The 22406-nt window shown below is 43.2% G+C and carries 17 protein-coding genes and 1 tRNA gene; 12 read left to right on the top strand and 6 right to left on the bottom strand.

Features of this window, described 5'->3' with window-relative positions; genetic code table 11:
• Positions 1–108: 108 nt before the first annotated feature.
• From QUA07_RS27080 to QUA07_RS27045, 8 genes are all read left to right on the top strand, one after another.
• Positions 109–1044 (top strand): circadian clock protein KaiA, encoded by a 936-nt coding sequence (locus QUA07_RS27080; protein ID WP_333331529.1) that lies wholly within the window; start codon positions 109–111, stop codon positions 1042–1044.
• Positions 1045–1232: 188 nt separating this feature from the next.
• Positions 1233–1547 (top strand): circadian clock protein KaiB, encoded by a 315-nt coding sequence (gene kaiB, locus QUA07_RS27075; RefSeq protein WP_006632119.1) that lies wholly within the window; start codon positions 1233–1235, stop codon positions 1545–1547.
• Positions 1548–1893: 346 nt separating this feature from the next.
• The gene (gene kaiC / locus QUA07_RS27070; protein WP_333068315.1) at positions 1894–3456 is read left to right on the top strand and encodes a circadian clock protein KaiC; all 1563 of its coding nucleotides are present in this window, start codon (positions 1894–1896) and stop codon (positions 3454–3456) included.
• A 261-nt stretch (positions 3457–3717) separates the two neighbouring features.
• Positions 3718–3939 (top strand): hypothetical protein, encoded by a 222-nt coding sequence (locus QUA07_RS27065; protein ID WP_333331526.1) that lies wholly within the window; start codon positions 3718–3720, stop codon positions 3937–3939.
• Complete coding sequence (locus tag QUA07_RS27060) at positions 3878–4381, top strand: EAL domain-containing protein (protein WP_333331539.1); 504 nt, start codon at positions 3878–3880, stop codon at positions 4379–4381. The genes QUA07_RS27065 and QUA07_RS27060 overlap by 62 nt, the downstream gene beginning before the upstream one ends.
• Positions 4382–4520: 139 nt before the next feature.
• On the top strand, positions 4521–5336 hold the full coding sequence (locus tag QUA07_RS27055) for an alpha/beta hydrolase (RefSeq protein ID WP_333331523.1): 816 nt from the start codon (positions 4521–4523) through the stop codon (positions 5334–5336).
• Positions 5337–5341: 5 nt separating this feature from the next.
• Positions 5342–6958: a diguanylate cyclase domain-containing protein gene (locus QUA07_RS27050; protein WP_333331520.1), complete on the top strand. Its 1617-nt coding sequence runs from the start codon at positions 5342–5344 to the stop codon at positions 6956–6958.
• Between the two features lie 71 nt (positions 6959–7029).
• The gene (locus QUA07_RS27045) at positions 7030–7194 is read left to right on the top strand and encodes a hypothetical protein (RefSeq protein WP_333331518.1); all 165 of its coding nucleotides are present in this window, start codon (positions 7030–7032) and stop codon (positions 7192–7194) included.
• A gap of 66 nt (positions 7195–7260) precedes the next feature.
• On the opposite strand, the gene QUA07_RS27040 is transcribed toward QUA07_RS27045, so the two are convergent.
• A tRNA-Arg gene (locus QUA07_RS27040) sits at positions 7261–7333 on the bottom strand.
• A gap of 368 nt (positions 7334–7701) precedes the next feature.
• Between QUA07_RS27040 and QUA07_RS27035 the strand changes: the two genes are divergently transcribed.
• The 4 genes from QUA07_RS27035 to QUA07_RS27020 all read left to right on the top strand — a co-directional run bounded on the left by QUA07_RS27035 (position 7702) and on the right by QUA07_RS27020 (position 15121).
• Positions 7702–10569 carry an ATP-binding protein gene (locus QUA07_RS27035; RefSeq protein ID WP_333331515.1) on the top strand — a complete coding sequence of 956 codons (2868 nt, stop codon included), beginning with the start codon at positions 7702–7704 and terminating at the stop codon, positions 10567–10569.
• On the top strand, positions 10562–11998 hold the full coding sequence (locus tag QUA07_RS27030; protein WP_333331512.1) for a response regulator: 1437 nt from the start codon (positions 10562–10564) through the stop codon (positions 11996–11998). Before QUA07_RS27035 ends, QUA07_RS27030 begins: the two co-directional genes overlap by 8 nt.
• A 124-nt stretch (positions 11999–12122) precedes the next feature.
• On the top strand, positions 12123–12518 hold the full coding sequence (locus tag QUA07_RS27025) for a response regulator (protein ID WP_333331509.1): 396 nt from the start codon (positions 12123–12125) through the stop codon (positions 12516–12518).
• Positions 12515–15121, top strand: coding sequence for a PAS domain S-box protein (locus QUA07_RS27020; protein ID WP_333331506.1), 2607 nt, complete (start codon positions 12515–12517; stop codon positions 15119–15121). Before QUA07_RS27025 ends, QUA07_RS27020 begins: the two co-directional genes overlap by 4 nt.
• Before the next feature lie 104 nt (positions 15122–15225).
• Here the strand turns inward: QUA07_RS27020 and QUA07_RS27015 are convergent, their stop codons facing one another.
• The 5 genes from QUA07_RS27015 to QUA07_RS26995 all read right to left on the bottom strand — a co-directional run bounded on the left by QUA07_RS27015 (position 15226) and on the right by QUA07_RS26995 (position 21920).
• Positions 15226–16314 (bottom strand): response regulator, encoded by a 1089-nt coding sequence (locus QUA07_RS27015; RefSeq protein WP_333331503.1) that lies wholly within the window; start codon positions 16312–16314, stop codon positions 15226–15228.
• 124 nt (positions 16315–16438) lie between these two features.
• Positions 16439–17941 (bottom strand): ATP-binding protein, encoded by a 1503-nt coding sequence (locus tag QUA07_RS27010; protein ID WP_333331500.1) that lies wholly within the window; start codon positions 17939–17941, stop codon positions 16439–16441.
• 91 nt (positions 17942–18032) lie between these two features.
• Complete coding sequence (locus QUA07_RS27005) at positions 18033–18185, bottom strand: hypothetical protein (RefSeq protein WP_333331497.1); 153 nt, start codon at positions 18183–18185, stop codon at positions 18033–18035.
• Positions 18186–18629: 444 nt separating this feature from the next.
• Positions 18630–19076 (bottom strand): response regulator, encoded by a 447-nt coding sequence (locus tag QUA07_RS27000; RefSeq protein WP_333081177.1) that lies wholly within the window; start codon positions 19074–19076, stop codon positions 18630–18632.
• A 48-nt stretch (positions 19077–19124) separates the two neighbouring features.
• Positions 19125–21920, bottom strand: coding sequence for a PAS domain S-box protein (locus tag QUA07_RS26995; protein WP_333331493.1), 2796 nt, complete (start codon positions 21918–21920; stop codon positions 19125–19127).
• Positions 21921–22406: the final 486 nt, after the last annotated feature.

Genomic DNA, 22406 nt, shown 5'->3' with positions numbered 1-22406 from the left:
TAAAATAAATGTTGAGATGATTGTTAAAATGTTAAGTTTTTTGTAAAGGAGATATCAACTCTGAGCGATCCAGCACTTTCAGGCAACTTAGGTGGTGCACCTACAGCTTTGCTTCCTCAACTTTCTATCGGTATTTTTGTCCGCTCTGAGGAAATTGCAGCCTCTGCGATCGAGCTTTTGAGAGGCGAGCGCTATACTTTAATGCACATTAAGTCGGCAGTGGAGCTTTTGGGGTTCCTTAAGCACAATTATCACCTTGATTGTTTGGTTTTGGAGGTGGATGGGGATCTGCGATCGCTTCTGGGCAAGCTGCAAGAACGATCGATCTTTTTGCCTGCTGTGATTTTTTCGCCTCACGCGCAGGTAGATGGCAAGGCCGAAGCACCATTTTCAGATGGTTTTGAGGCGGCAGCCAGTACCGCCAACCAGAGTCGAGACGAAAGCTGTGCTTTTTTTTATCACCCTGCTGAGGTGCAACTGGCAATCGCTCGATCAAGTGAAATAGCTGCCGGTATCGATCGGGCGATCGCACAATTTCTGAAACTTTCAACTCCGGTTCCTGTCAATTACCAATCCGTAACGGTAGATGCGACAGCCCAATTGACTGCTCAAAGTTTGCTCAGCCGACAGCAGCGGCGGCTGGCGGAAAAATTACGGGAGCGATTAGGATACTTAGGTGTGTATTATAAAAGAAATTCCCAGATTTTTTTGAGAAATCTCTCGGTACCAGAGAAGCAAAAGTTTTTGGAGCAACTCAAGTCAAGTTATCGCGACATCGTTTTGAATTATTTTTCTCAAGATGCTGCGGTCAACAATCAAATAGATGAATTTGTGAATTTGGCTTTTTTTGCTGACGTTCCTGTGACTCAAGTTGTAGAAATTCACATGGAATTGATGGACGAGTTTGCTAAACAGCTAAAAATAGAAGGGCGCAGCGAGGAAATATTGCTGGATTACCGTTTGACCCTGATTGACGCGATCGCTCATATGTGCGAGATGTATCGGCGATCGATTCCGAAAGAAACCTCTCAAGGTAGAATGTAGAAGGGATGCGGCATAATTTAAGAAAGAAAAGGTAGAAGGTAGAATCTAACAAAAAAGAAAGGAGCCGACCCACGACCGCGCGAGGGCGATGCGGAAATTATTATAAAATAACAAAGAACAGCGGATTTAAGACAAATAACAACTACAACTAACATCTGACAACTAATACTCAACATTTAAAAAAGTTCATGAGTCCTCTGAAGAAAACCTACGTTCTGAAGCTGTACGTTGCGGGGAATACTCCCAACTCAGTGCGAGCTTTGAAAACCCTAAAGGACATCCTAGAACAAGAATTTCAAGGCGTCTACGCGCTGAAAGTCATAGATGTTCTCAAAAATCCTCAGCTAGCAGAAGAGGACAAAATATTGGCAACCCCGACGCTGGCAAAAATCCTGCCGCCGCCGGTGCGAAAAATTATTGGCGATTTGTCCGATCGTGAGAAAGTTCTGATAGGATTAGATTTGCTCTATGAAGAACTTCGCGAAGAAGACCTCAATTCATAAGATAATCAAGTGAGAGTCTGTCGATTTTAGATTTGAGACTTCGGTTTGGCGTGAAACGTTCGGCGAGCGCGAGCGTCGAAGCATCGAGTCGCGCTTAGTCGAACGATTTTAGGTTTTAGATTTACTCAACAGATGAACCTGGGAGGTTGAACAAAAGTCTAAAATTTTCATCTTTCCACGACAGAAGTACGTGGCACGGTATCGGTTTTTGAGCGGGGTTATTAGTCACCAGTCAGCAGTCATTAGTTATTGAGCAAGAGCCAAAACTAAAAGCTGGGTACAAAGACTCATGATCGGCGGTTAATGAGTGACAACTAAAGAATACTGAGAGTTGACAAAAATCGACATGAATGAAATTAGTCAAACGGTTAAACGAGAAGGATTGGTAACGGCAGGAGTTGAAAAAATTCGCACGATGATTGAGGGTTTCGATGACATCAGTCACGGCGGAATGCCGCTCGGCAGAACCACCCTAGTCAGCGGCACATCAGGAACGGGAAAAACTTTATTTGCCGTACAATTTCTCTATAATGGAATTACCCATTTTGACGAAGCTGGAGTGTTCGTAACTTTTGAAGAATCTCCGACAGATATTATTAAAAATGCTTGCAGTTTTGGTTGGGATCTGGCACAGTTAATCGAGGAAGGCAAGCTATTTATTTTGGACGCTTCCCCCGATCCAGAAGGTCAAGATATCGTAGGAAATTTTGATTTATCAGCCTTAATCGAGCGAATTCAGTACGCCATTCGTAAGTACAAAGCCAAGCGGGTTTCAATAGATTCTGTTACCGCCGTATTTCAGCAGTACGACGCTGCATCGGTGGTGCGCCGAGAAATTTTTCGCTTAGTGGCGCGCCTCAAACAAGTCGGAGCAACTACAGTTATGACGACGGAACGGGTGGAAGAATACGGCCCGGTGGCTCGGTTTGGAGTGGAAGAGTTTGTGTCGGATAATGTGGTGATTGTTCGCAACGTATTGGAAGGAGAACGCCGCCGCCGCACCATCGAAATTTTGAAGTTGCGCGGTACAACTCACATGAAGGGTGAATATCCTTTTACTATGACTAATGACGGAATTAATATTTTCCCATTGGGGGCGATGCGATTAACTCAAAAGTCTTCAAACGTGCGGGTTTCTTCGGGTGATAAAACTCTCGATGAGATGTGCGGTGGCGGCTTCTTCAAAGACTCGATTATTTTGGCTACGGGTGCAACGGGGACCGGCAAAACGCTGTTGGTGAGCAAGTTCTTGCAGAATGCTTGTATGAACGGCAATCGGGCGCTGCTGTTTGCCTATGAAGAGTCGCGGGCTCAGTTGTTCCGCAATGCTTATTCTTGGGGCATTGATTTTGAGGAAATGGAACAGAAAGGAATGCTGAAGCTGCTGTGTACTTACCCGGAATCTGCAGGTTTGGAAGACCACTTGCAGACTATTAAATCAGAAATTGCTGAGTTCAAACCTTCTCGAATTGCTATAGACTCGCTGTCTGCCTTAGCTAGGGGTGTCAGCAATAATGCTTTCAGGCAATTTGTGATCGGAGTGACAGGTTTTGCGAAGCAGGAAGAAATAACCGGCTTTTTTACGAATACAAGCGACCAGTTCATGGGTTCTAATTCGATTACCGACTCCCATATTTCTACGATTACTGACACGATTATTATGCTGCAGTATGTAGAGATTCGAGGAGAAATGTCGCGCGCAATTAATGTGTTTAAGATGCGCGGTTCGTGGCATGACAAGGGAATTCGGGAATACACAATTACTGAAAGAGGCCCACAAATTAAAGATTCGTTCCGTGGTTACGAACGGATTATCAGCGGTTCTCCGACTCGGATTACTATTAATGAGAAGAGTGAGCTATCGCGGATTCTCCAGGGTGTGCAAGGTCAAGACGATGAGGATATTTGAGAGTTAGCAGTAATTCATCGTTGTTAAAAGTAGGTTGGGTTGAGCTAGGAAACCCAACTTTTTTAATTTTTTAATTTGAGGAGTTTGTGAACATTTATAGCAACCGCGACAATGTTTTACAGGTTCTTAATTGCGGAAATAGGATCTCTTATTGCCTCTAGAACCCAATACCTATAGTTTTGACACAGCAACAATACCTTGAGCCAAATCCAATACGCTGGCGATCGCAAATCTCTTTAATTGTGCTGGGAAAGCCAATACTTGCTGTATGATCAACCTCAGCTCGATTGGCAAACAGGTAGCCTTGCTGGTGTTAAAGTTATAGTAGGAGTGTATTCTCCTGAACTAGGTTGGATTCATCGCCATCGATGTATTGCCATCGCCGAAAAAACAGGATTGATTTGGCCCGAAGAGCAAATGGATTTTAGAGCAAGCTTGCTGGCAATATCAGCAGTGGCTAGCAGCAGGACTAATTCTGCCTAATATCGCGGTGAATCTGTCGGCACGTCAACTCAGCCAACCGACTTTAATCGCTAAGAGCGATCGCATCCTTGATCGCACCCAGATGAAGCCGAAATATCTAGGGCTAGAGATTACCGAAACGACAATGATGCTTAATTTTGACATTACATACAATGTTTTGAGCCAATTATCAAAGCGTGGTATTGGGATTTTTGTGGATGATTGTGGGCCTGACTATGCTGCTTTTAACAAGCTGAAAAATTTTCTGATGAAGTCGCTCAAAATTGATCCCTCACTTGTCCACGATTTAGCCAGCCTTCCGAGCGAGCGCGGAATTCACAAACCCATAGTTGTAATCCCAGATGGCTTAAATCGAGCACAATTGCCGAAGGAATGGAAACCCCAGCGCAATGGGAATAGTTACAAGCTAGCGCCTAGGAAATTGGGCTGCATTATATGTTGAGGAAGACGGCTATTGCTGAGTTTGCAATTCAATTAATCCGATATCCTGAATTGTTGTCCACCACTATGTGGGATCATCAATCCTCCTTCATGAAAGCGCGCCAAAGTCTTATAATTAATTTAATGCTCGTGTCGATCAAATGACTAAAAAATTTTTCTTACGGAATAATATAAAAGTGTTAGGACAAGGCACCCACACGATGATGTTTGCTCATGGATTTGGGTGCGATCAAAATATGTGGCGTTTCGTAACACAGGCCTTCGAGAAGAACTACAAAATCATCCTATTTGATTATGTAGGTTCGGGACAGTCTGATATTAGTGCCTACAGTTATGAACGGTACAGCAACCTCAATGGATATGTTCAGGATGTCCTTGATATTTGTGAAGAATTGGCGTTGACTGATGTGATTTTTGTCGGTCATTCGGTCAGCAGTATGATCGGCATCCTGTCCTCAATTCAAGCTCCTAATTACTTTAAGCGCCTGATTCTCCTAGGGCCTTCACCCTGCTACATCAATGATTTACCAAACTATTACGGAGGGTTTGAGCGCAAAGATATTGAGGATCTCCTCGATATCATGGAGAAAAATTACATGGGTTGGGCAAGCTTTCTGGCGCCAATGGTGATGCAGAATCAGGATCGTCCTGAGTTAAGTGAGGAACTTGAGACAAGTTTTTGCTCCACTGATCCGGTGATTGCAAGTCGCTTTGCCGAGGTAACTTTTTACTCTGACAATCGCAGTGATTTACCCAAGGTATCAGTACCTTCACTGATATTGCAATGCGCTGATGACGTGATTGCTCCCCCCGAGGTAGGGCATTATCTCCACCGCCACCTGCCTAAAAGTAGGCTAGGGCTGATGAAAGCTACGGGACATTGCCCCCACCTGAGTCATCCACAAGAGACGATCGAGATGATTAAGGAGTATTTGAGTGTACCTCATACTACCTGATTTGTATGGCAAACATGACCTACCAGATAGACGAGCTACTCAACACGTCACCCTGTGGATTCCTCTCGTTTGCTGACGATGGTACGATCGTAATGGTCAACGCCACATTACTGCAATTACTCGGATACGAAACCGATGAACTGCGGGAACGGAAAATGGACTCCATTCTGCCAATGGCCAGCCGGATTTTTTTTCAAACCCATTTCTTCCCCCTGTTGAAGCTCGACGGTAAAGTAGAGGAAATTTACTTCTCATTAAGGTCAAAGGAGGGTAGTGATATACCTATGCTGATCAACGCTGTGCGTCGGGAGAAGGGGGGAAGCTTCGTCAACAATTGCATCTTGATCTGTATCCGCCAGCGTATCCTATACGAAGGTGAAATTATTAAAGCAAAAAAAGCAGCAGAGGCAGCTATTCTCGCCCAAAAGCAAGCGGAAATTGCTCTGCGGCAACAGTACGACAAAGCGATATTACTTCAAGAGATTACTCAACACATCCGTCAATCTCTTGATTTGTCTACAATTTTTGAGATTGCTTCGCAGGAGATTCGCCTGTTTCTTGATGCCGAGCGTGTTGGCATATTTAAGTTCGATCCTGACAGTAAATTTGGATATGGTGAGTTTGTTTCAGAATCCGTAGGCGAAGGATGTAAATTGGTAAGCCGAAATCAATTTAACGACCCGTGTGGTGGTGAACAAGGTCCTGATTCATATAAAGAATGGAGAATGCAGGTAGTTGAAGATATCAATAAGATTGACCTTCAACACTGTTGCCGCGCTCTTTGGAAACAATTTCCGGTTCGGGCTAATTTAGTTGCGCCGTTGCTCAATGGACAAGATTTGTGGGGGTTGTTATGTATTCATCAATGTTCTGCTCCTCGGCAATGGGAAGAATTTGAAGTTGACCTTGTTAAACAGATTGCTAATCAGTTAGCGATCGCCATTAAACAAGCGGATATTTTTCAGAAGTTGCAGAAGGAATTGGCAGAAAGGCAGCAGGCCCAAGCGCGCATGAGAGAAATTAATCAACAACTGGCACTCTCTAACGAAGAACTAGCCCGCGCTACTCACCTCTTAGAACAAGTGGTAAATATTGATGGGTTGACTCAAATTGCTAATCGCCGCTGTTTTAATGACCGCTTAGAGCATGAATGGCAGCGGCTATACCGGGAACAAAAACCTATTTCTCTTTTGTTGTTTGATGTGGATTATTTCAAACGTTATAATGATTGCTACGGTCATCAAATGGGGGATGATTGTCTGTTCAAACTTGCTCAGACTGTGCAAGAGGTGGTGTACCGTCCAGCGGATTTGGTGGCGCGTTACGGCGGAGAAGAATTTGCCATCATTTTGCCTAATACTGATCTTGAAGGAGCGAGTTCGGTGGCCCAACGGATTCACGCTGCTATTCAAGCTTTACATATTCCTCACAAAACCTCTGATGTGAGCGATGTAGTTACTATTAGTATGGGTATCGCCAACTTGATTCCGATTTCGGAACTATCATCGGTTGACTTAATTGCGATCGCCGATCGTTCACTGTACCGTGCTAAGGAACAGGGGCGGAATCAGTCCGCGATATGCGAGTACAGTGGCGATTCGATTTTTGACACTGACGCTTAAATCACAACAATTGAGACCGAGGATAAAAATTTATCCCCGGTCTCTCAAAATCAGTCATTCTATAAATTTAAATGAGCACGGAGCGATTGGAAAACTCGGCTCCGACCGTCCCAGAATTTCCAGAGCCAGCCGACTTGCTCAACCAGTTGAAGACCAGACGCAAAAAGTCCGGCGCAAACTTGGCAGATATGGAGGTGGTTTTGGAGATACTAGGAACCGACAGGAGCGAAATTTGAGCGGAAAATACGACGATCGGTAATACAATTAACCTGAAACCCTTACTCCGCAAAAGACCTAGAAAGTGAGCACGGAGGGATTTGAACCCCCGACCCTCAGGACCGGAACCTGATGCTCTATCCACTGAGCTACGTGCCCTCGACTTTTTAGAGTATAACACGTCTTGCGGAAAATGGCGAGTGCCGATCGCAAATTTCCTAGCCGGCCTCCAAACCGCTTGACCCATGCGGATTAAACTCGCCCGTGCGATCGAATATCAGCCTGTTCTCGCAGCCAGAGACTGCAACTTTTAGCTAAATGGTAACAATAATACGACAATGGGTAAAATAATAGACTTTAATCGAGCAAACATTAGGTTCACATTCGATCGGGGTCGAGCATCTACCACAGCTAAAATAGCCCGCATCAATTCCCCCTAGCTAAGCGGCAGTAAATAAATGGTGCTGCTGTTAATACAGATTCTGCAAAGACGGTTGTAGACTAAGTTCACCAAACCCCTCAATCTTATGGTTGCTAAAATTTTAGACCAATTACCGCTGCGAACTGTTCTCATAGTTCCATTTGTATTGCAAATCGTGGGAGCCGTGGGACTCGTAGGATATCTGTCTTTTAGAAACGGACAAAAAGCAGTTAATAACCTTGCCAGTCAGTTAATGAGCGAGGTGAGTTTGCGTGTCGAGCAAAACCTGCAAGTTTACCTGACAACTCCCCATCAAATCAATCAAACCAAGCTGGATGCTGTCAAACTGGGGTTGTTAAATATGGAAAAATTATCAGATTGGGATAAATATCTTTGGCGCCAAGTACAATTATATCCATATATCAATTTTACCTCGGTTGGCAACAAGAAGGGAAATTATAGAGGCGGTCAACAACTTTCTAACGGCTCCCGAATGATTAATGTGATAGACCCATCTACTGGGTTAAATTTTAATTCTTACAATACGAACGCTCTCGGCGATCGCACTACAGTTACCACCCTTGCCAAAAACTTTGATCATCGGCAGCATCCTCCGTACCAAAAAGCCGTAAAAGTCGGAAAACCTACTTGGAGTTCGGTTTTTGTTTCCTTACTAGAACCGACATTACTTATCAGCGCTCTCCAACCCGTATACAGCGACAAAAATCAGCTAGAAGGAATATTATTTGCTGCTTTGCGCCTCGACCATCTTGGGAAATTTCTCCAAAGTCTCAAAGTTGGCAAATCCGGTCAAACATTTATTATCGATCGCCAGGGTACTTTGTTAGCAACTTCCACAACAGAAAAACCGTTTAGCACTAAAGGTAATGAAAGACAATTGTTTAAAGTGGAAGAAAGCAGCAACCATTTCACTCAAGCGACAGCTAAATATTTAACTGCAAACTTTAAAAACTTAGACCAGCTTAAAAAATCCGAGTTATTGAGCTTTGAAATAGATGAGAAGCGACAATTTTTAAAAGTCTTGCCGTTCCAAGACGGCAAAGGTTTAGACTGGCTGATTGTCGTAGTTGTTCCCGAAGCAGATTTCACCGAAGAAATTGATGCCAATACCCGCACAGCGATTTTGCTGTGTTTCGCAGCTTTAGGAGTAGCTGTGGCGATCGGCATTCTGACTTCTCAGTGGGTGACAAATCCTATTTTGAGCTTAAATACAGCAGCCAAAAATATTGCTAAAGGTGAATGGGATAAAACAGTAGAAAGCGAACGCTCCGACGAATTAGGGGAATTAGCCAAGTCATTTAACCGCATGGCTCAACAACTGCAACAATCTTTTGAAACTTTAGAACAACGAGTGCAAGAGCGGACGGCAGAATTGGCTGTAGCTAAAGATAAAGCAGAGGTAGCCAATCAAGCTAAAAGTACCTTTCTTGCTAATATGAGCCACGAATTGCGATCGCCTCTCAATGCCATTCTCGGCTTTTCCCAACTGATGACTCGCAGTCAAACTCTATCCCCAGAACATCAAGAAAATATTAGCATAATTAGGAGCAGCGGAGAACACCTGCTCACCCTAATTAATAACGTGCTGGATTTATCTAAAATTGAATCGGGGCGTACCACCCTCAATTCCCAAAAATTCGACCTCTATCGCCTGCTAAACGACTTGGAAGATATGTTTCAACTCAAAGCAGATGACAAGCAATTGCAGTTGGTTTTTGACCGCAGTCCCGATGTGCCACAATACATAGAAACTGATGATTTAAAGTTGCGGCAAATCTTAATTAATCTGCTCAATAACTCTCTTAAATTTACCGAGGAGGGCGGTGTCTGGGTCAGAGTTAGCAAGCAGTCTTCAGGCAGAAATCAGCAGGCAGAAGGGGAAATTTTTTATCGCTCGGAAGTATCAACAAATACTGAAATTTCCGCTATTAATCGTGTTAAAATATCTCAAGTCAGTCCGTCCAATAACCAGATCATTGCAACCCCAAATGACGATGCAGCTTCTACCTGTTCCTTCTTCCTTCATTTTGAAGTCGAGGATACTGGTTCCGGTATTGCTACCAATGAATTAGACGATATTTTTGAACCTTTCGTGCAAACCAAGATCGGCAAAGATTCGCAAGAAGGTACTGGCTTGGGATTGCCAATCAGCCGCAAATTTGTGGAATTAATGGGCGGCGAAATGAGCGTCTGTTCTGCTGTTGGCACGGGAACTAATTTTAAGTTTGACATTCAAGTTATTGCGGTCGATGCGGCTGATATTGAAAGCCAAAAACCGAGCCGGAATGTTATTGCCCTGGCACCGAACCAACACACCTATCGAATTTTGATAGTAGACGATAAACAGCTCAACCGCCAACTGTTAATTAAAATCCTCTCTCCTCTTGGTTTTGAACTAAAAGAAGCTACTAACGGTCAAGAAGCTATTGAGATTTGGGATAGTTGGGAACCGCATCTAATTTGGATGGACATGAGAATGCCTGTGATGGACGGCTACGAAGCTACGCAATACATTAAAGGTACTATTAAAGGTCAAGCTACTGCTATTATTGCGCTGACAGCGAGCGTTTTGGAGGAAGAACGGGCAGTTATTTTATCGGCGGGCTGCGATGCTTTTATGAGGAAGCCATTCCGGGAAGCCGATATCTTTGATGCGATGCACAAACATATCGGAGTGCGCTATATTTATGAAGAGCCGGAGCAAACTGATTTATCCGCAATCAAAGAGGGCGATCGCGCTATGAGTGCGGCTGATTTCGTAAAATTGCCTGATTCACTGGTAGCTGATTTAAAGCTAGCAATACTGAATGCAGATATGGATTTAATTGATACCTTGATAGAGCAAATTCGATTAAAGGATGCAGTAACGGCAGGTGCGATCGCAAATTGTATGGAAAATTTTGAGTACGACAAAGTTTTAAAGTTAATATCTCAAGCAATATCACATGAATAACGACATTCCTAGCACCGATCGCGGTAATATTTTAGTAGTTGATGACACCCCAGCTAATTTGCGACTGCTAGCCGGAATTTTGAACAGCAAGGGCTATAAAGTGCGCCCGGTACCTAGCGGCGACTTAGCGCTTTCGGCGGCAAAAGGTATGCCTCCCGATTTGATTTTGCTGGATATTATGATGCCCGAAATGAATGGATATGAAGTGTGCGAAAAAATCAAAGCTGATGAACGAACTTGCGACATCCCGGTGATTTTTATTAGCGCGATTAATGACGTACTTGATAAGGTCAAAGCCTTTGCTGTGGGGGGGGTAGATTATATTACCAAGCCGTTTCAGGTGGAAGAGGTTCTAGTGAGGGTAGAAACCCATTTAGCAATATGCCAGTTGCGAAAAAAACTTCAACAGAAAAACAATGAACTTACAGTGACTTTAGACCAACTGCAAGCTACTCAGAATCAATTAGTGCAATCGGAAAAAATGGCGGCATTAGGGCAACTGATTGCGGGCATTGCTCACGAAATTAATACGCCGTTGGGGGCGATTCGGTCGTCTATTGGAAATATTACCAGCTTTTTGGATAACAATCTAGAAAGGTTGCCAGTTTTCTTTAAAGAACTGTCAGCAGAACGCCAGCAAGATTTCTTGCGTTTGATGTACAGTTCTAGTCAACAAAATTACTCTTTATCTACTAGAGAAAAACGGGTATTGAAAAAAGACGTGAAGCAGCAACTAGAGTCGGAAGGCATTGACAATTATGACAGCCTTGCTAGCATTTTAGTCAATATCGGATTGCAAGGAAATCTGCAAGAATTCTTGTCGTTGCTCAAAGATCCTGACAGCGAAAACATTATCAAAACAGCCTACGACTTTGCTAGCATTCACAGAAGCGCCCGAACCATCGCTACCGCTACTGAACGCGCTGCAAAAGTCGTCTTTGCCCTGAAAAATTATGCGCGTTACGATGTAAATGGGGAAAAAATACAAGTGAATATTACGGATGGACTTGAAACTGTATTAACTCTTTATCAAAACCAAATCAAGCAGGGTGTGGAAGTTGTCAGAAACTATCAAGATCAATTGCCTGTGGTACTGTGTTATCCCGATGAACTCAATCAAGTTTGGACAAATTTAATTCACAATGCCTTACAAGCGATGGACAATCAAGGAACTTTAACAATTGACGCGGTTCAACAAGATACCAGCGTCTTGGTAAAAATTAGTGACAGCGGTAAAGGGATGCAACCAGAGATTATTCCGAAAATTTTTGAGCCTTTTTTTACTACCAAACCTGCGGGAGAAGGCAGCGGGTTGGGGCTGGATATTGTCAAAAAAATAATGGAAAAACATCAGGGTAAAATTGATGTGGAGTCGATGCCCGGTAAAACAGCATTTACCGTGTCTTTGCCGATTAATTTAACTGAGTAGGTAAAGCGCCGGAGACTGAAGTCGGGGGCGAAAATTTGCAGTCTACCCGCGCAGAATGTAGAATTTGGAAAACGGTGTGTTGCCCATGGGGTGCACCCTGCCACACTAAAGAAGGAAACTAGCGATGTCTAAATCAGCAATTTTGTGTGTGGACGATGAAGTAGGAGTGTTGGAAAGTCTGGAAATTGAACTGCAACAGGCCTTTAACGGTAAATATCTTTGCGAATTTGCTGAAAGTGCTGCCGAAGCCCTGGAAATTATTGAAGAGCTATGTGAAGCTGAGGTTAACATTTTAGTAATTGTCTCTGATTGGTTGATGCCCGGAATGAAAGGAGATGAGTTGCTGATTAAAATCCATCAAAAATATCCGCAAATTGTAACAGTGATGCTGACAGGGCAAGCAGACAAAGAAGCAATAGAGCGCACAAAAAGTCAAGCAAATCTTCATGCTTTCATAGAAAAACCTTGGCAAAATCAAGAATTAATTGAAGCGATTAAGTCTGGTCTAGCAAATTTATGAAAAAACCAGTGATTATTTGTGTCGATGATGAGCAGACTATACTCGATAGTCTGGAAATAGACCTGCTAAAAGCCTTTGAAGATAAATATTTAATTGAAACGGCTCAAAGTGGGGAAGAAGCTTTAGAGTTATTGTCAGAACTTTTAGCAGAACAGTATGAAGTTCCTTTGGTTATTTCGGATCATATTATGCCTAGTATGAAAGGAGACGAACTATTAAGGAGCGTTCATGCTATCTCGCCGAACACTCTCAAGATAATGCTGACGGGGCAGGCAGATTTGGATGCGGTAGCCAATGCTATTAACTATGCTAAATTGTACCGATATATACCTAAACCTTGGCAATGTGATGACTTAAAATTAACTGTTACTGAGGCAATATATAAATATTTTCAAGAGAAACAATTAGCTGAAAAACAAAGAGAACTTCAGGAAATGAATCAGGAGTTGGTAAAATTAAACCGCAAGCAGGCCATGCTGATTGCCAAACTCCATGAAAACGAAAGTCGCTTGACGCAATATCTAGAGGCTATGCCATTGGGCGTGTGTGTACTTGATGCAAACGGGCAATCTTTCTACGCTAACCAGAAAGCGCGGGATGTATTTGGCAAAGGCACTGTGCCGCATATTAATTCAGAGCAAAAAGCAGCAATTTATCAATTCTATAAAACAGGGACTAATCAGAGATGCCCCGTGGAAGAGTTGCCAATTATGCGGGCACTTAGGGGCGAAAATGTGCGGACTGAGGGTGTAGAAATTCGTACAGCTAATAAAATTACTCCTGTAGAGAGTTGGGCAACTCCAATTTATGATTCTACAGGCGACATTTCCTATGCGATTATTGCTTTTAGTGACATAACTGAACGCAAGGAAGCTGAAGCGGCGTTAATTCAAGCTGAAGAGAAGTATCGCGGGATATTTGAAAATGCTCTAGAAGGTATTTTTCAGACGACTCCGGACGGACATTTTATCAGTGCGAATCCTGCTCTGGCGGAAATTTACGGCTACGATTCCGCATCAGAATTGATAGAAAGTATTAATGATATTCAGCAGCAATTGTACGTGGAACCGAACCGCCGTCAAGAGTTTCTGGCGCTGATGAAACAGCACGGTACTCTGTGTGAGTTTGAGTCTCAGGTTTACTGTCGAGATGGCAGCATTATCTGGATTTCTGAGTATGCGCGCACCGTTTATGATGCTAACGGTGAAGTGCTTTACTATCAGGGTTTTGCTAAGGATATTAGTTTGAAAAGACAGGTAGAAGTAGAACGAATCAGGTTTACTAATGATTTAGAAAAAGCTTTGGCAGCCGAAGAAAAGTTAAATGAGGCACTGTCAGAAAACGAAAGTCGATTGACTCAATTCCTGGAAGCGATGCCAGTGGGAATATTTGTTGTTGATGGTAAGGGGAAACCTTTTTACATGAATTCTTGGGGGGAAAGGATACTAGCCCAAGGTTTAATTTTTGATGGGGGTACTGACCAATTTCCTGAAGCTTATCATTTTTACGACGCTGCAACTAATCAATTGTATCCGAGGGATAGCCAACCGATTGTTCGGGCGTTGCGGGGAGAATTTGTGCGTATGGACGATCTAGAAGTTCATGGGTCGGATCGGATTGTGCCGATCGAGGTTTGGGCGACTCCAATCTACGACGAACGGAAAAACATAGTTTACGCGATCGCCGCTTTTCAAGACATCACGGAACGTCTAGAGGTAGAAACCGAACGCCGCCAATTCACAGACGAGTTACAAAAAGCTTTAGCAGCAGAAGAAAATTTAACAGATGCTTACGGGCGGTTTGTGCCGCACGAATTTCTCCACTTTCTGGGATATGAAAGTATTCTGGAAGTCAAATTAGGCGATCAGGTACAGAAAGAAATGTCGGTGCTGTTTTCAGATATCCGCGATTTCACTTCTCTTTCTGAAAGGATGAATCCCGAAGAAAATTTTCAATTTATCAATGGTTATTTGTCGCGAATGGAACCGGCAATTACTAATAATTTTGGTTTTATTGATAAATACATGGGCGATGCGATTATGGCGCTGTTCGATGGCAGTGCGGATGATGCTGTGAAAGCTGGAATTGCAATGCTAGAAGAGCTTAATGAGTATAATATTAGTCGCAATCGACCCGATCGCCCGCCGCTGCAAATTGGCATAGGAATCAATACGGGTTCTTTGATGTTAGGCACGGTTGGCGGCCAAAGTCGGATGGACAGCACGGTGATTAGCGATGCGGTCAACTTAGCCTCTCGTGTGGAAAATTTGACAAAAGAGTATGGAGTTTCCATGTTAATTACTCACCATACTTTTATACAGTTGAACGATATTTATGATTTTAGGTTGATCGATCGCGTAGCAGTTAAAGGCAAATCGCGAATGGTAACAGTTTATGAAGTATTTGCGGCCGATCCGCCAGAGTTACGACAGAAAAAGTTAGAGACCAAGACAATCTTTGAGCAAGCTTTGGTACTCTACAATAGTGACAAGTGTGTCGAAGCTAAAAGATGGTTTTCGGCCTGCTTGGAAATCAACCCTAATGATAAGGTAGCTCAAATTTATCTACAGCGGTGTCTGAAAGGAGCGATCGCTCCTGCATAATACCATTTGAGAGTTTAGATTTGAGAATAGGGAATGACTTATGCCATAAGGGTTGGGAGTTTGCCTACAGTTGTATTCTTTTTGGAAACTGGTATAATCATTGTTTAGACAGGCAGGGAAACGGAAACTATGGTTTCTTGCTGCGGCAAACTTTCTATTTTAAATTCTCCTCCGTGCAATTCTACAAGGCGTTGAACAATCGCCAGTCCCAATCCCAAACCTGCTTGTTGGTAAAGTTTGCGATCGAACTGCCTGTAAGCTTCTAGCTGTGCAATCTGATCGGTAGTCATGCCACGGCCTTGGTCTTTGACAGACAGAATAAAAGTCTGATTTTCGACGAAAGTGCTTAATAAAACAGGCGTTCCTTCTAAAGAAAATTTGAAGGCATTATCCAAGAGTTCTTCAACAATTTTTGCTAGTCTGACAGAATCAATAGCAACCGACGAATCTTGCAAGTTTAATTGTAAATCGTCTGTTCTATTCGCGTGTTTTGCTTGCTGGCGCGCTTTTTGACTCAGCAAAGATTTTACACAGCTAAATTCGCTGTTTCGCATCTCCTTTAACAGTTCGGGATTTGTAGCTGCTATCTCCAGTTCTGCATACAGCAAAAAGTTCTGAATGAGTCGATACAAGCGATGACCAGAAGTTTGAATTTGACCAATCATCTCTAAGATATCTGCTTCCTCTAAGACCTGATATTCTGACAAAATCAGCTCAGAGAAACCCAGAATTGCATTCAAAGGAGTCCGCAATTCGTGGGGCAGCGACATACTAATATTAGTGCGTAATTCGTCTAGCGTCTTTTGAGATTGTCGGCTAATTGTTTTTTGTTTTTCAAGTCTAATAGCAATGGCTTTTAGCAGTTCTTGCGGCGTACATGGCTTAGTAATGTAATCGTCAGCTCCCAGTTCCATGCCCGTGCGAATGTCAACTTTATCGGCTTTTGCTGTGAGGAAAATAAACGGAATTGTGGCAGTCAAGGGTTCCGAACGCAAAGCTTTGAGGACGCCGTGACCGTCTACTTCCGGCATCATCATGTCGCACAAAATTAAATCAGGGATTTGTTCGATCGCCAATTTGATGCCGACTTTGCCGTTAATCGCTCCTATTCCTTCAAAATTCTCGGCTTCCAGCAACTCTAAAATATTCTCTCTAATCGCTTCTTCGTCTTCTATTACCAAAATCTTAGCCATGGTGATAGCTCCTTTGAGTTAGTAGTTTGTGGGAAAAATCTGGGTTCAGATACTTGATAAGTTTGTTTGTTAGGGGCTTAATTAATCGTTAAATTACGGATATGTATAGTTGATAATTCATTTGTTATTGACGAGGAGTACAAATTAAAGGCAAGGTAATAGTGAAAGTTGTGCCTTTTCCTTCTTGACTCTCGATCGCAAGTTGACCGCCGTGAAGTTCCACAGCCCTCTTCACAATTGCTAAACCGAGACCTGTTCCCGAAATAGTGCCGACATTTGGAGAGCGGTAAAAAGTTTCTAATATCCGCTCTCGATCGGCTTGGGGAATGCCGATGCCCTGGTCTTGAACTTGGAATACAGCTTCGTTGTTTTGACAGTTGAGATGCAAAGAAACTGGACTGCCTACGGGGGAATATTTGATGGCATTTGAGAGGACATTTCCCAAAATTTGCTGCAACAGTTTTTCATCCATTTGAGCCTCGCAGTTGCCACCTTCATATTGAAAGGCGATCGGGTGTTGGTTGCTGTCGTTGAGCTGCTGCTCTTCTACCAGTTGACGGCAAAATTTTTCGAGGTTTAAGGAAATCGGTTGAAACTGCAAGGTATTGGCTTCGATTTTGCCAATTACGAGGATATCTTCTAATAACTCTGTCATGCGTTTAATTGCTAATTGAATCCGCACAAAATGAGTAGATTTTTTATCTTGAGTCCACTGAGAACTGTAATCTTGCAGCAATCCAGCGGAAAATTGGATGGTTGTCAAAGGTGTGCGGAACTCGTGGGAAACCATTGTGACAAATTTAGCTCGCAGTTCTGAAAGTTCCTTTTCTCGTGCGAGGGCTTTGAGAATTTCCGCTTCTGCTCGTTTGCGATCGCTAATGTCACGGGCTTCCGCTATCAGCAGCAAAATTTTTCCTGTCTCATTTTTAACAGGTTTCAGTGAGAAATCAACTGTCATGATTTGACCACTTTTGCCTAACAAGTCGATTTCGCTGCGGAAAAACTCGCCGCGACTTGCTTTGCCGATCGCGCATTGCAATTGTTCGGAAACCTGTGGCGACTGGGCCCAAATCGCCATTTCCCAAATCGGGCGGCCCACAATACCCTCCGATCGCAATCCGGCAAAATCGAGGGCTGTCTCGTTGACTTCCAGCACAATTCCTTCGGGAGTCAGCAGCTTGGTTAGCTGAAACGACGAGTCAAAAATCGCCCGAAAGCGGCGCTCGCTTTCCCGCAGCATTTGAAATGTTTGAGAACGTTCGATCGCATAGCGGATCGTCCGCACTAATAATTGAGTAGTAATTTGACCTTTAACAATATAGTCTTGAGCTCCCAAGCGAACTGATTCGAGGGCGATCGCCTCATCATCCAAGCCTGTCATTACCACCATTGGCACATCAGGAGCAACTTCTCGCAGGCGAGTTAGCGTTTCCAAACCGCGGCTGTCGGGCAAAGAAAGGTCGAGCAAAACGACATCAAAGGGTTGTTTACACAGTTGTGCGCTCGCTTCATGCAGGAACTCAACAGACACCAGTTCCCACTCGACGCCGACAGATACTTCTAACAGTTCTGCAAGCAAATCAGCATCAGCAGGATTGTCTTCTACTAACAGAATCTTAATCCACATAGCTTAGACGTTTTTGACTATAAAAATTTTACTCTATCAATCTTAGGTTAAACTTTTTTCCTTTCCCTTACCATTTTCAACTTGAAAATTATTATTTGGGAACTGTCACCACCACCAGCCACCAATCCTCAATCCATCTCACCAGCTTAGCAACTTGACTAAAATCGATAGGCTCAGTGATGTAGCACCGGGCTGACAGGGCATAAGACTTGAGCATCTCTTGATCGGCTGCTGAGGTTGTCATTCGATTTTAGATTTTAGATTTTAGATTTTGGATTGACCCCACGGATAAATTGGGGGGCTTGAGGATTTTAGATTTTAGATTTTGGATTGATTCCACGGATAAATCACGTGGCGGGTACCATCAATAAATTTGCTTGTCATAATTACCACCGGAATCATTTTTAACTTAAGTGTTGAGTTGATTTATATCAATATTTTTAACCTTTTTTTTAGGCAAAATCAAGTTAAGCAGAATTAAATTAGACCGAGAAGGCGAAGCGAAAAGCCTGCTTTATTCAATAAACTCTTGCTTGTACCATATTTTCTACTATTTGCAACTTGTTAAAAATTGACTGGGCGCCAGCTTTTATAAACCCCATTCAGCCTCGCTGAGCAAATCATCCACCAGCAGAATTTCCATAGGTTAAAAATTTTTAGAGCATTCATAAGCAAAGCATCTGTTCGTTTAATTTAGAGGAAGTTTGACGACTGCCAGCCAGAATTCCTCAATTAACCTGACTACTTTAGTAAATTCAACGAAGTCTACAGGTTTTGTTATGTAACAGTTGGCGTGGAGGGAGTATGACTTAAAAATATCTTCGGGCGCTGCTGAAGTGCTGAGAATCACTACAGGAATTAATTTTAACTTTGGGTCAGTTTTAATTTCTTCTAGCACTTCAATACCGCTTTTTTTCGGCAGATGCAAATCGAGCAAAATCAAATCGGGACGAGGTACCCTGAGATAAGGTTCTTTTCGGCGCAAAAACTTGATTGCTTCGACTCCATCCTCCACAAAATGCAAGTTATTCAATATTTTACCCTGACTGAGGACTTCTATTGCCAAATCGGCATCGCTGGGAGAATCCTCAATCAGCAAAATCTCTATAGGTCTAACAGTGCTTCGATCGCTCATAACCGGCGTATCCCTTTGAGTATAAAAACAAAATTGAATTTTGAGGCTTCAGGTACTAATTATAGGAATAGTGAAGTAAAAAGTCGCTCCTTTTCCCTCCTGAGATTCCACCCAGATCCGACCGCCGTGGCGTTCAACAATGCGCTTGCACATCGCCAAACCTATGCCAGTACCGGAATATTGGCGGCGGGAGTGCAGGCGCGCAAAAATGATAAAAATGCGATCGGCATACTGCGGATCAATGCCAATGCCGTTATCGCGGACACTGAACACCCATTCGCTCTCTTGCCTACGGGCAGCGATATGAATCAACGGGATATCTTGGCGACAAAATTTGATGCTGTTGGCGACCAAATTTTGGAATAATTGCACCAGTTGAAATTCATCCGCCATCACGGTTGGCATCGCGTCGCAGGTGATTACAGCTTTTGTTTCGGCGATCGCAATTTGCAAATTGCACATAGTTTGCTTAACCACAGCGTTGCAGTCCGCCTGCTCAAACTCCTGACCCCTCGTTCCCAGGCGCGAATACGCCAACAAATCGTTAATTAACTGCTGCATTCTGGTGGCGCCATCGACAATATAATGAATATACTTATCTGCGCGATCGTCCAAATTTCCTTGATAGCGCTGGGCAAGCAATTGAGTGTAACTCGTAACGGCTCGGAGCGGTTCTTGCAAATCGTGGGAAGCCACATAAGCAAATTGTTCTAATTCCTCGTTGGAACGCTTCAAATCTTCTGTAAGTTGCAGCATTTGCTGCTCTGCTTCTTTGCGGCTTGTAATATTGTAAACCAAGGCGCAACAAGACAGCAGATTACCCTGGGAGTCCCTGACTGGACTGGTAGACATATCAGTCCAAATATCTTTGCCATCCTTGCTTTTGAATTTAAATTCGTGTTGTTCACGAATACCTTGTTTGCGTCGCTCGACATTATCAATAGCTTGTGGTTCTTCCGCTTGGTCCATGAAATCAAAAAGCGATCGCCCGAACATTTCTAATTCATTATACCCGAGCATTCGCGCCATTGCGTGGTTCACGTAAGTCGTGAGACCATTACTATCAATTACCCAAATGCCTTCTTCTGCCAATTCAACTATTTGTCTGTACTTGAATTCACTTTCCTGCAAAGCTGTTTCAGTTAGTTTGCGCTCGGTGATATCTTTCATAAAACAGTGGTTGCCGTTAAATATTCCTTGTTCGTCCCAAGCTTTTACCATTGTTACTTGCTTGTAAAAAAACGAGCCATTTTTGCGGACCCCTCTAGCTTCTACTTCTACTTTGCCAGAAATGACCATTTCCTGATAAGCTGAGAGCATCATCTCAACATCGCCCGGATGTACGGTGAGCTGCCATTCCATGCCAAGCATTTGTTCCGGTTCGTAACCGCATTTATGAGCGTAAGCTCGGTTAACCTTCACGTAGCGTCCCTCAATATCCAGCCGCGAAATGCCTTCCACCGCATTTTGCATGGCATTAGTGAGGTCGCGCAGCTCTTTTTCAGCTTGTTTGCGATCGCTAATATCCTGACCGATACCCAAAAAACCGTTAATATTTCCGCTACTATCAAATAAGGCAGTCACCGACAACAGTACCGGAAACCGCGAACCATCTTTGCGAATGTAAGTCCATTCATTTTCGTCAGCGATTTCCCGGCACGGCAAAGCAAAAAATACTTCAATTCCCGGCTCTATTTTCACTCCCAATTCATGAGAAAGAACTTCAGCTCTTTTAGCTATCTCCAGAGGATCGTGAATTATTGCTAGCGTAACTTTTCCCACCACTTCTTCTAGCGAATAACCTAAAAGTTTCTCTGCCGCCCGATTAAATGTTTTAATTGTACCGTCGGGCTCTGTAGAAATAATTGTGTAGTTAGCGCTATTAAGAATTGCATTTTGCAGTTGCGTCAATTCCAACAAAGTAAGAGCAATTTTTTCGCGGTAAGCTATTTCTTTTTGCAATTGGTGGTTAGAAATTTCGATTTGAGCAGTGCGCTCAGCAACTCGATGCTCCAGAGTTTCATTGAGCCGTCGATTTTCCTCTTCTACCTGCTTGCGTTCTGTAATATCAGTAATAGTACACACATAACTTTTAACATCCCCATTTTCTCCGATTTGACCGACAGATTGACCGAATACCCAACTGATTTGAGGGTGATTAATACCTTGAAAGCGGTACTCAGATTTAAAGGGCAATTTCTCCTGCGCGGCGCTATACCATTCAGAAAAAACCCGATCGCGGTCGTCTGGATGAATGCCTTGCAACCACCCTTTGCCCAAAGCTTCATCACAGGTTATTCCCGAAATTTGACACCAGCGTTCGTTGACATACAAGCAGTCTCCTCCTGCATCTGCATAAAATATTCCCACCGGGGAAGCTTCAGTTAAAGTTTGATAGCGAGCTTCCGTTTCTCGGCGTTCAATTATTTCTTTTTGTAGTATTGAATCGATCATCCCTAATTGAGTTGGACTCAGGAGAGTTAATGCTTGGGGAACGAAAGGAATTAATGCAAAAGCGGTGTAACCAGAAATCGCGGCGGTAATAATTTTTAGAATGCCAGAAACCCAATAAACAGGATGCCAAAGCGTCCAAACTTCCATTATATGAGTAGTGCCGCAGGAGATAATAAAGGCTGCAAACAGCCAAAAAATGTTGCGAAAGGGCAAGTCTTTTCGCTGACCGATAAAATAAATTAGGGATAGCGGTATTGAATAGTAGGCTAGGGCAATTATAGAGTCTGAAACTATATGGAGCGCGACTAGCTCTCGCTGCCAAAGGTAACAGTAGCCTTGAGGAATATAATTTCCCGTGAATAACAGGTGATTTAAAAAGTTCCAAATCATAAACGGAATGGGAAATGGGGAAGGAGTAATTTAACGCAATAACTTATAACTTATCTTAACTCTCTGAAATATACAGTTCTGGAGGCACGGGAGGCTAAAAACCCGGTTTCTTCATAAACGCCTCGTTGCCAAAGCGAATATTCTTGTAGAAACTGGTTTTTCTTCCGTAAGTCTTAATATAGCAATTCTCAATGATTCGAGCTGTAGCGAACTCTAGGTTGGGTAGAACTCACATCTTGCACCATTGGCAGCAACAGGGTTTCCGGCCTGTTCCACAAAAGATAAATTTTCTTGTGGAACAGGCCGGAAACCCTGTTCATAAAAGGCTAATTGAGAATGGTGCAATATCTCAGGTAGAACGAAGTGAAACCCAATATTCCGATTTTAGATTTTAGATTTTAGCTTTTCTTTCCTTCTTCCTTCTTCCTTCTTCCTTCTTCCTTCTTCCTTCTTCCTTCTTCCTTCTTCCTTCTTCCTTCTTCCTTC

The organism is Microcoleus sp. T3_A4 (assembly GCF_036700465.1).
Lineage (GTDB): Bacteria > Cyanobacteriota > Cyanobacteriia > Cyanobacteriales > Microcoleaceae > Microcoleus.
This window is presented reverse-complemented; position numbering and strand designations above follow the sequence as displayed.

What these genes read in the sequence shown, in the direction of transcription:
- kaiB (WP_006632119.1), top strand. Translation starts at nt 1,233, where the DNA reads ATGAGTCCTCTGAAGAAAACCTACGTTCTGAAGCTGTACGTTGCGGGG.
- kaiC (WP_333068315.1), top strand. Translation starts at nt 1,894, where the DNA reads ATGAATGAAATTAGTCAAACGGTTAAACGAGAAGGATTGGTAACGGCA.
- QUA07_RS27055 (WP_333331523.1), top strand. Translation starts at nt 4,521, where the DNA reads ATGACTAAAAAATTTTTCTTACGGAATAATATAAAAGTGTTAGGACAA.
- QUA07_RS27050 (WP_333331520.1), top strand. Translation starts at nt 5,342, where the DNA reads ATGGCAAACATGACCTACCAGATAGACGAGCTACTCAACACGTCACCC.
- QUA07_RS27045 (WP_333331518.1), top strand. Translation starts at nt 7,030, where the DNA reads ATGAGCACGGAGCGATTGGAAAACTCGGCTCCGACCGTCCCAGAATTT.
- QUA07_RS27035 (WP_333331515.1), top strand. Translation starts at nt 7,702, where the DNA reads ATGGTTGCTAAAATTTTAGACCAATTACCGCTGCGAACTGTTCTCATA.
- QUA07_RS27030 (WP_333331512.1), top strand. Translation starts at nt 10,562, where the DNA reads ATGAATAACGACATTCCTAGCACCGATCGCGGTAATATTTTAGTAGTT.
- QUA07_RS27025 (WP_333331509.1), top strand. Translation starts at nt 12,123, where the DNA reads ATGTCTAAATCAGCAATTTTGTGTGTGGACGATGAAGTAGGAGTGTTG.
- QUA07_RS27020 (WP_333331506.1), top strand. Translation starts at nt 12,515, where the DNA reads ATGAAAAAACCAGTGATTATTTGTGTCGATGATGAGCAGACTATACTC.
- QUA07_RS27015 (WP_333331503.1), bottom strand. Translation starts at nt 16,314, where the DNA reads ATGGCTAAGATTTTGGTAATAGAAGACGAAGAAGCGATTAGAGAGAAT.
- QUA07_RS27010 (WP_333331500.1), bottom strand. Translation starts at nt 17,941, where the DNA reads ATGTGGATTAAGATTCTGTTAGTAGAAGACAATCCTGCTGATGCTGAT.
- QUA07_RS27005 (WP_333331497.1), bottom strand. Translation starts at nt 18,185, where the DNA reads ATGACAACCTCAGCAGCCGATCAAGAGATGCTCAAGTCTTATGCCCTG.
- QUA07_RS27000 (WP_333081177.1), bottom strand. Translation starts at nt 19,076, where the DNA reads ATGAGCGATCGAAGCACTGTTAGACCTATAGAGATTTTGCTGATTGAG.
- QUA07_RS26995 (WP_333331493.1), bottom strand. Translation starts at nt 21,920, where the DNA reads ATGATTTGGAACTTTTTAAATCACCTGTTATTCACGGGAAATTATATT.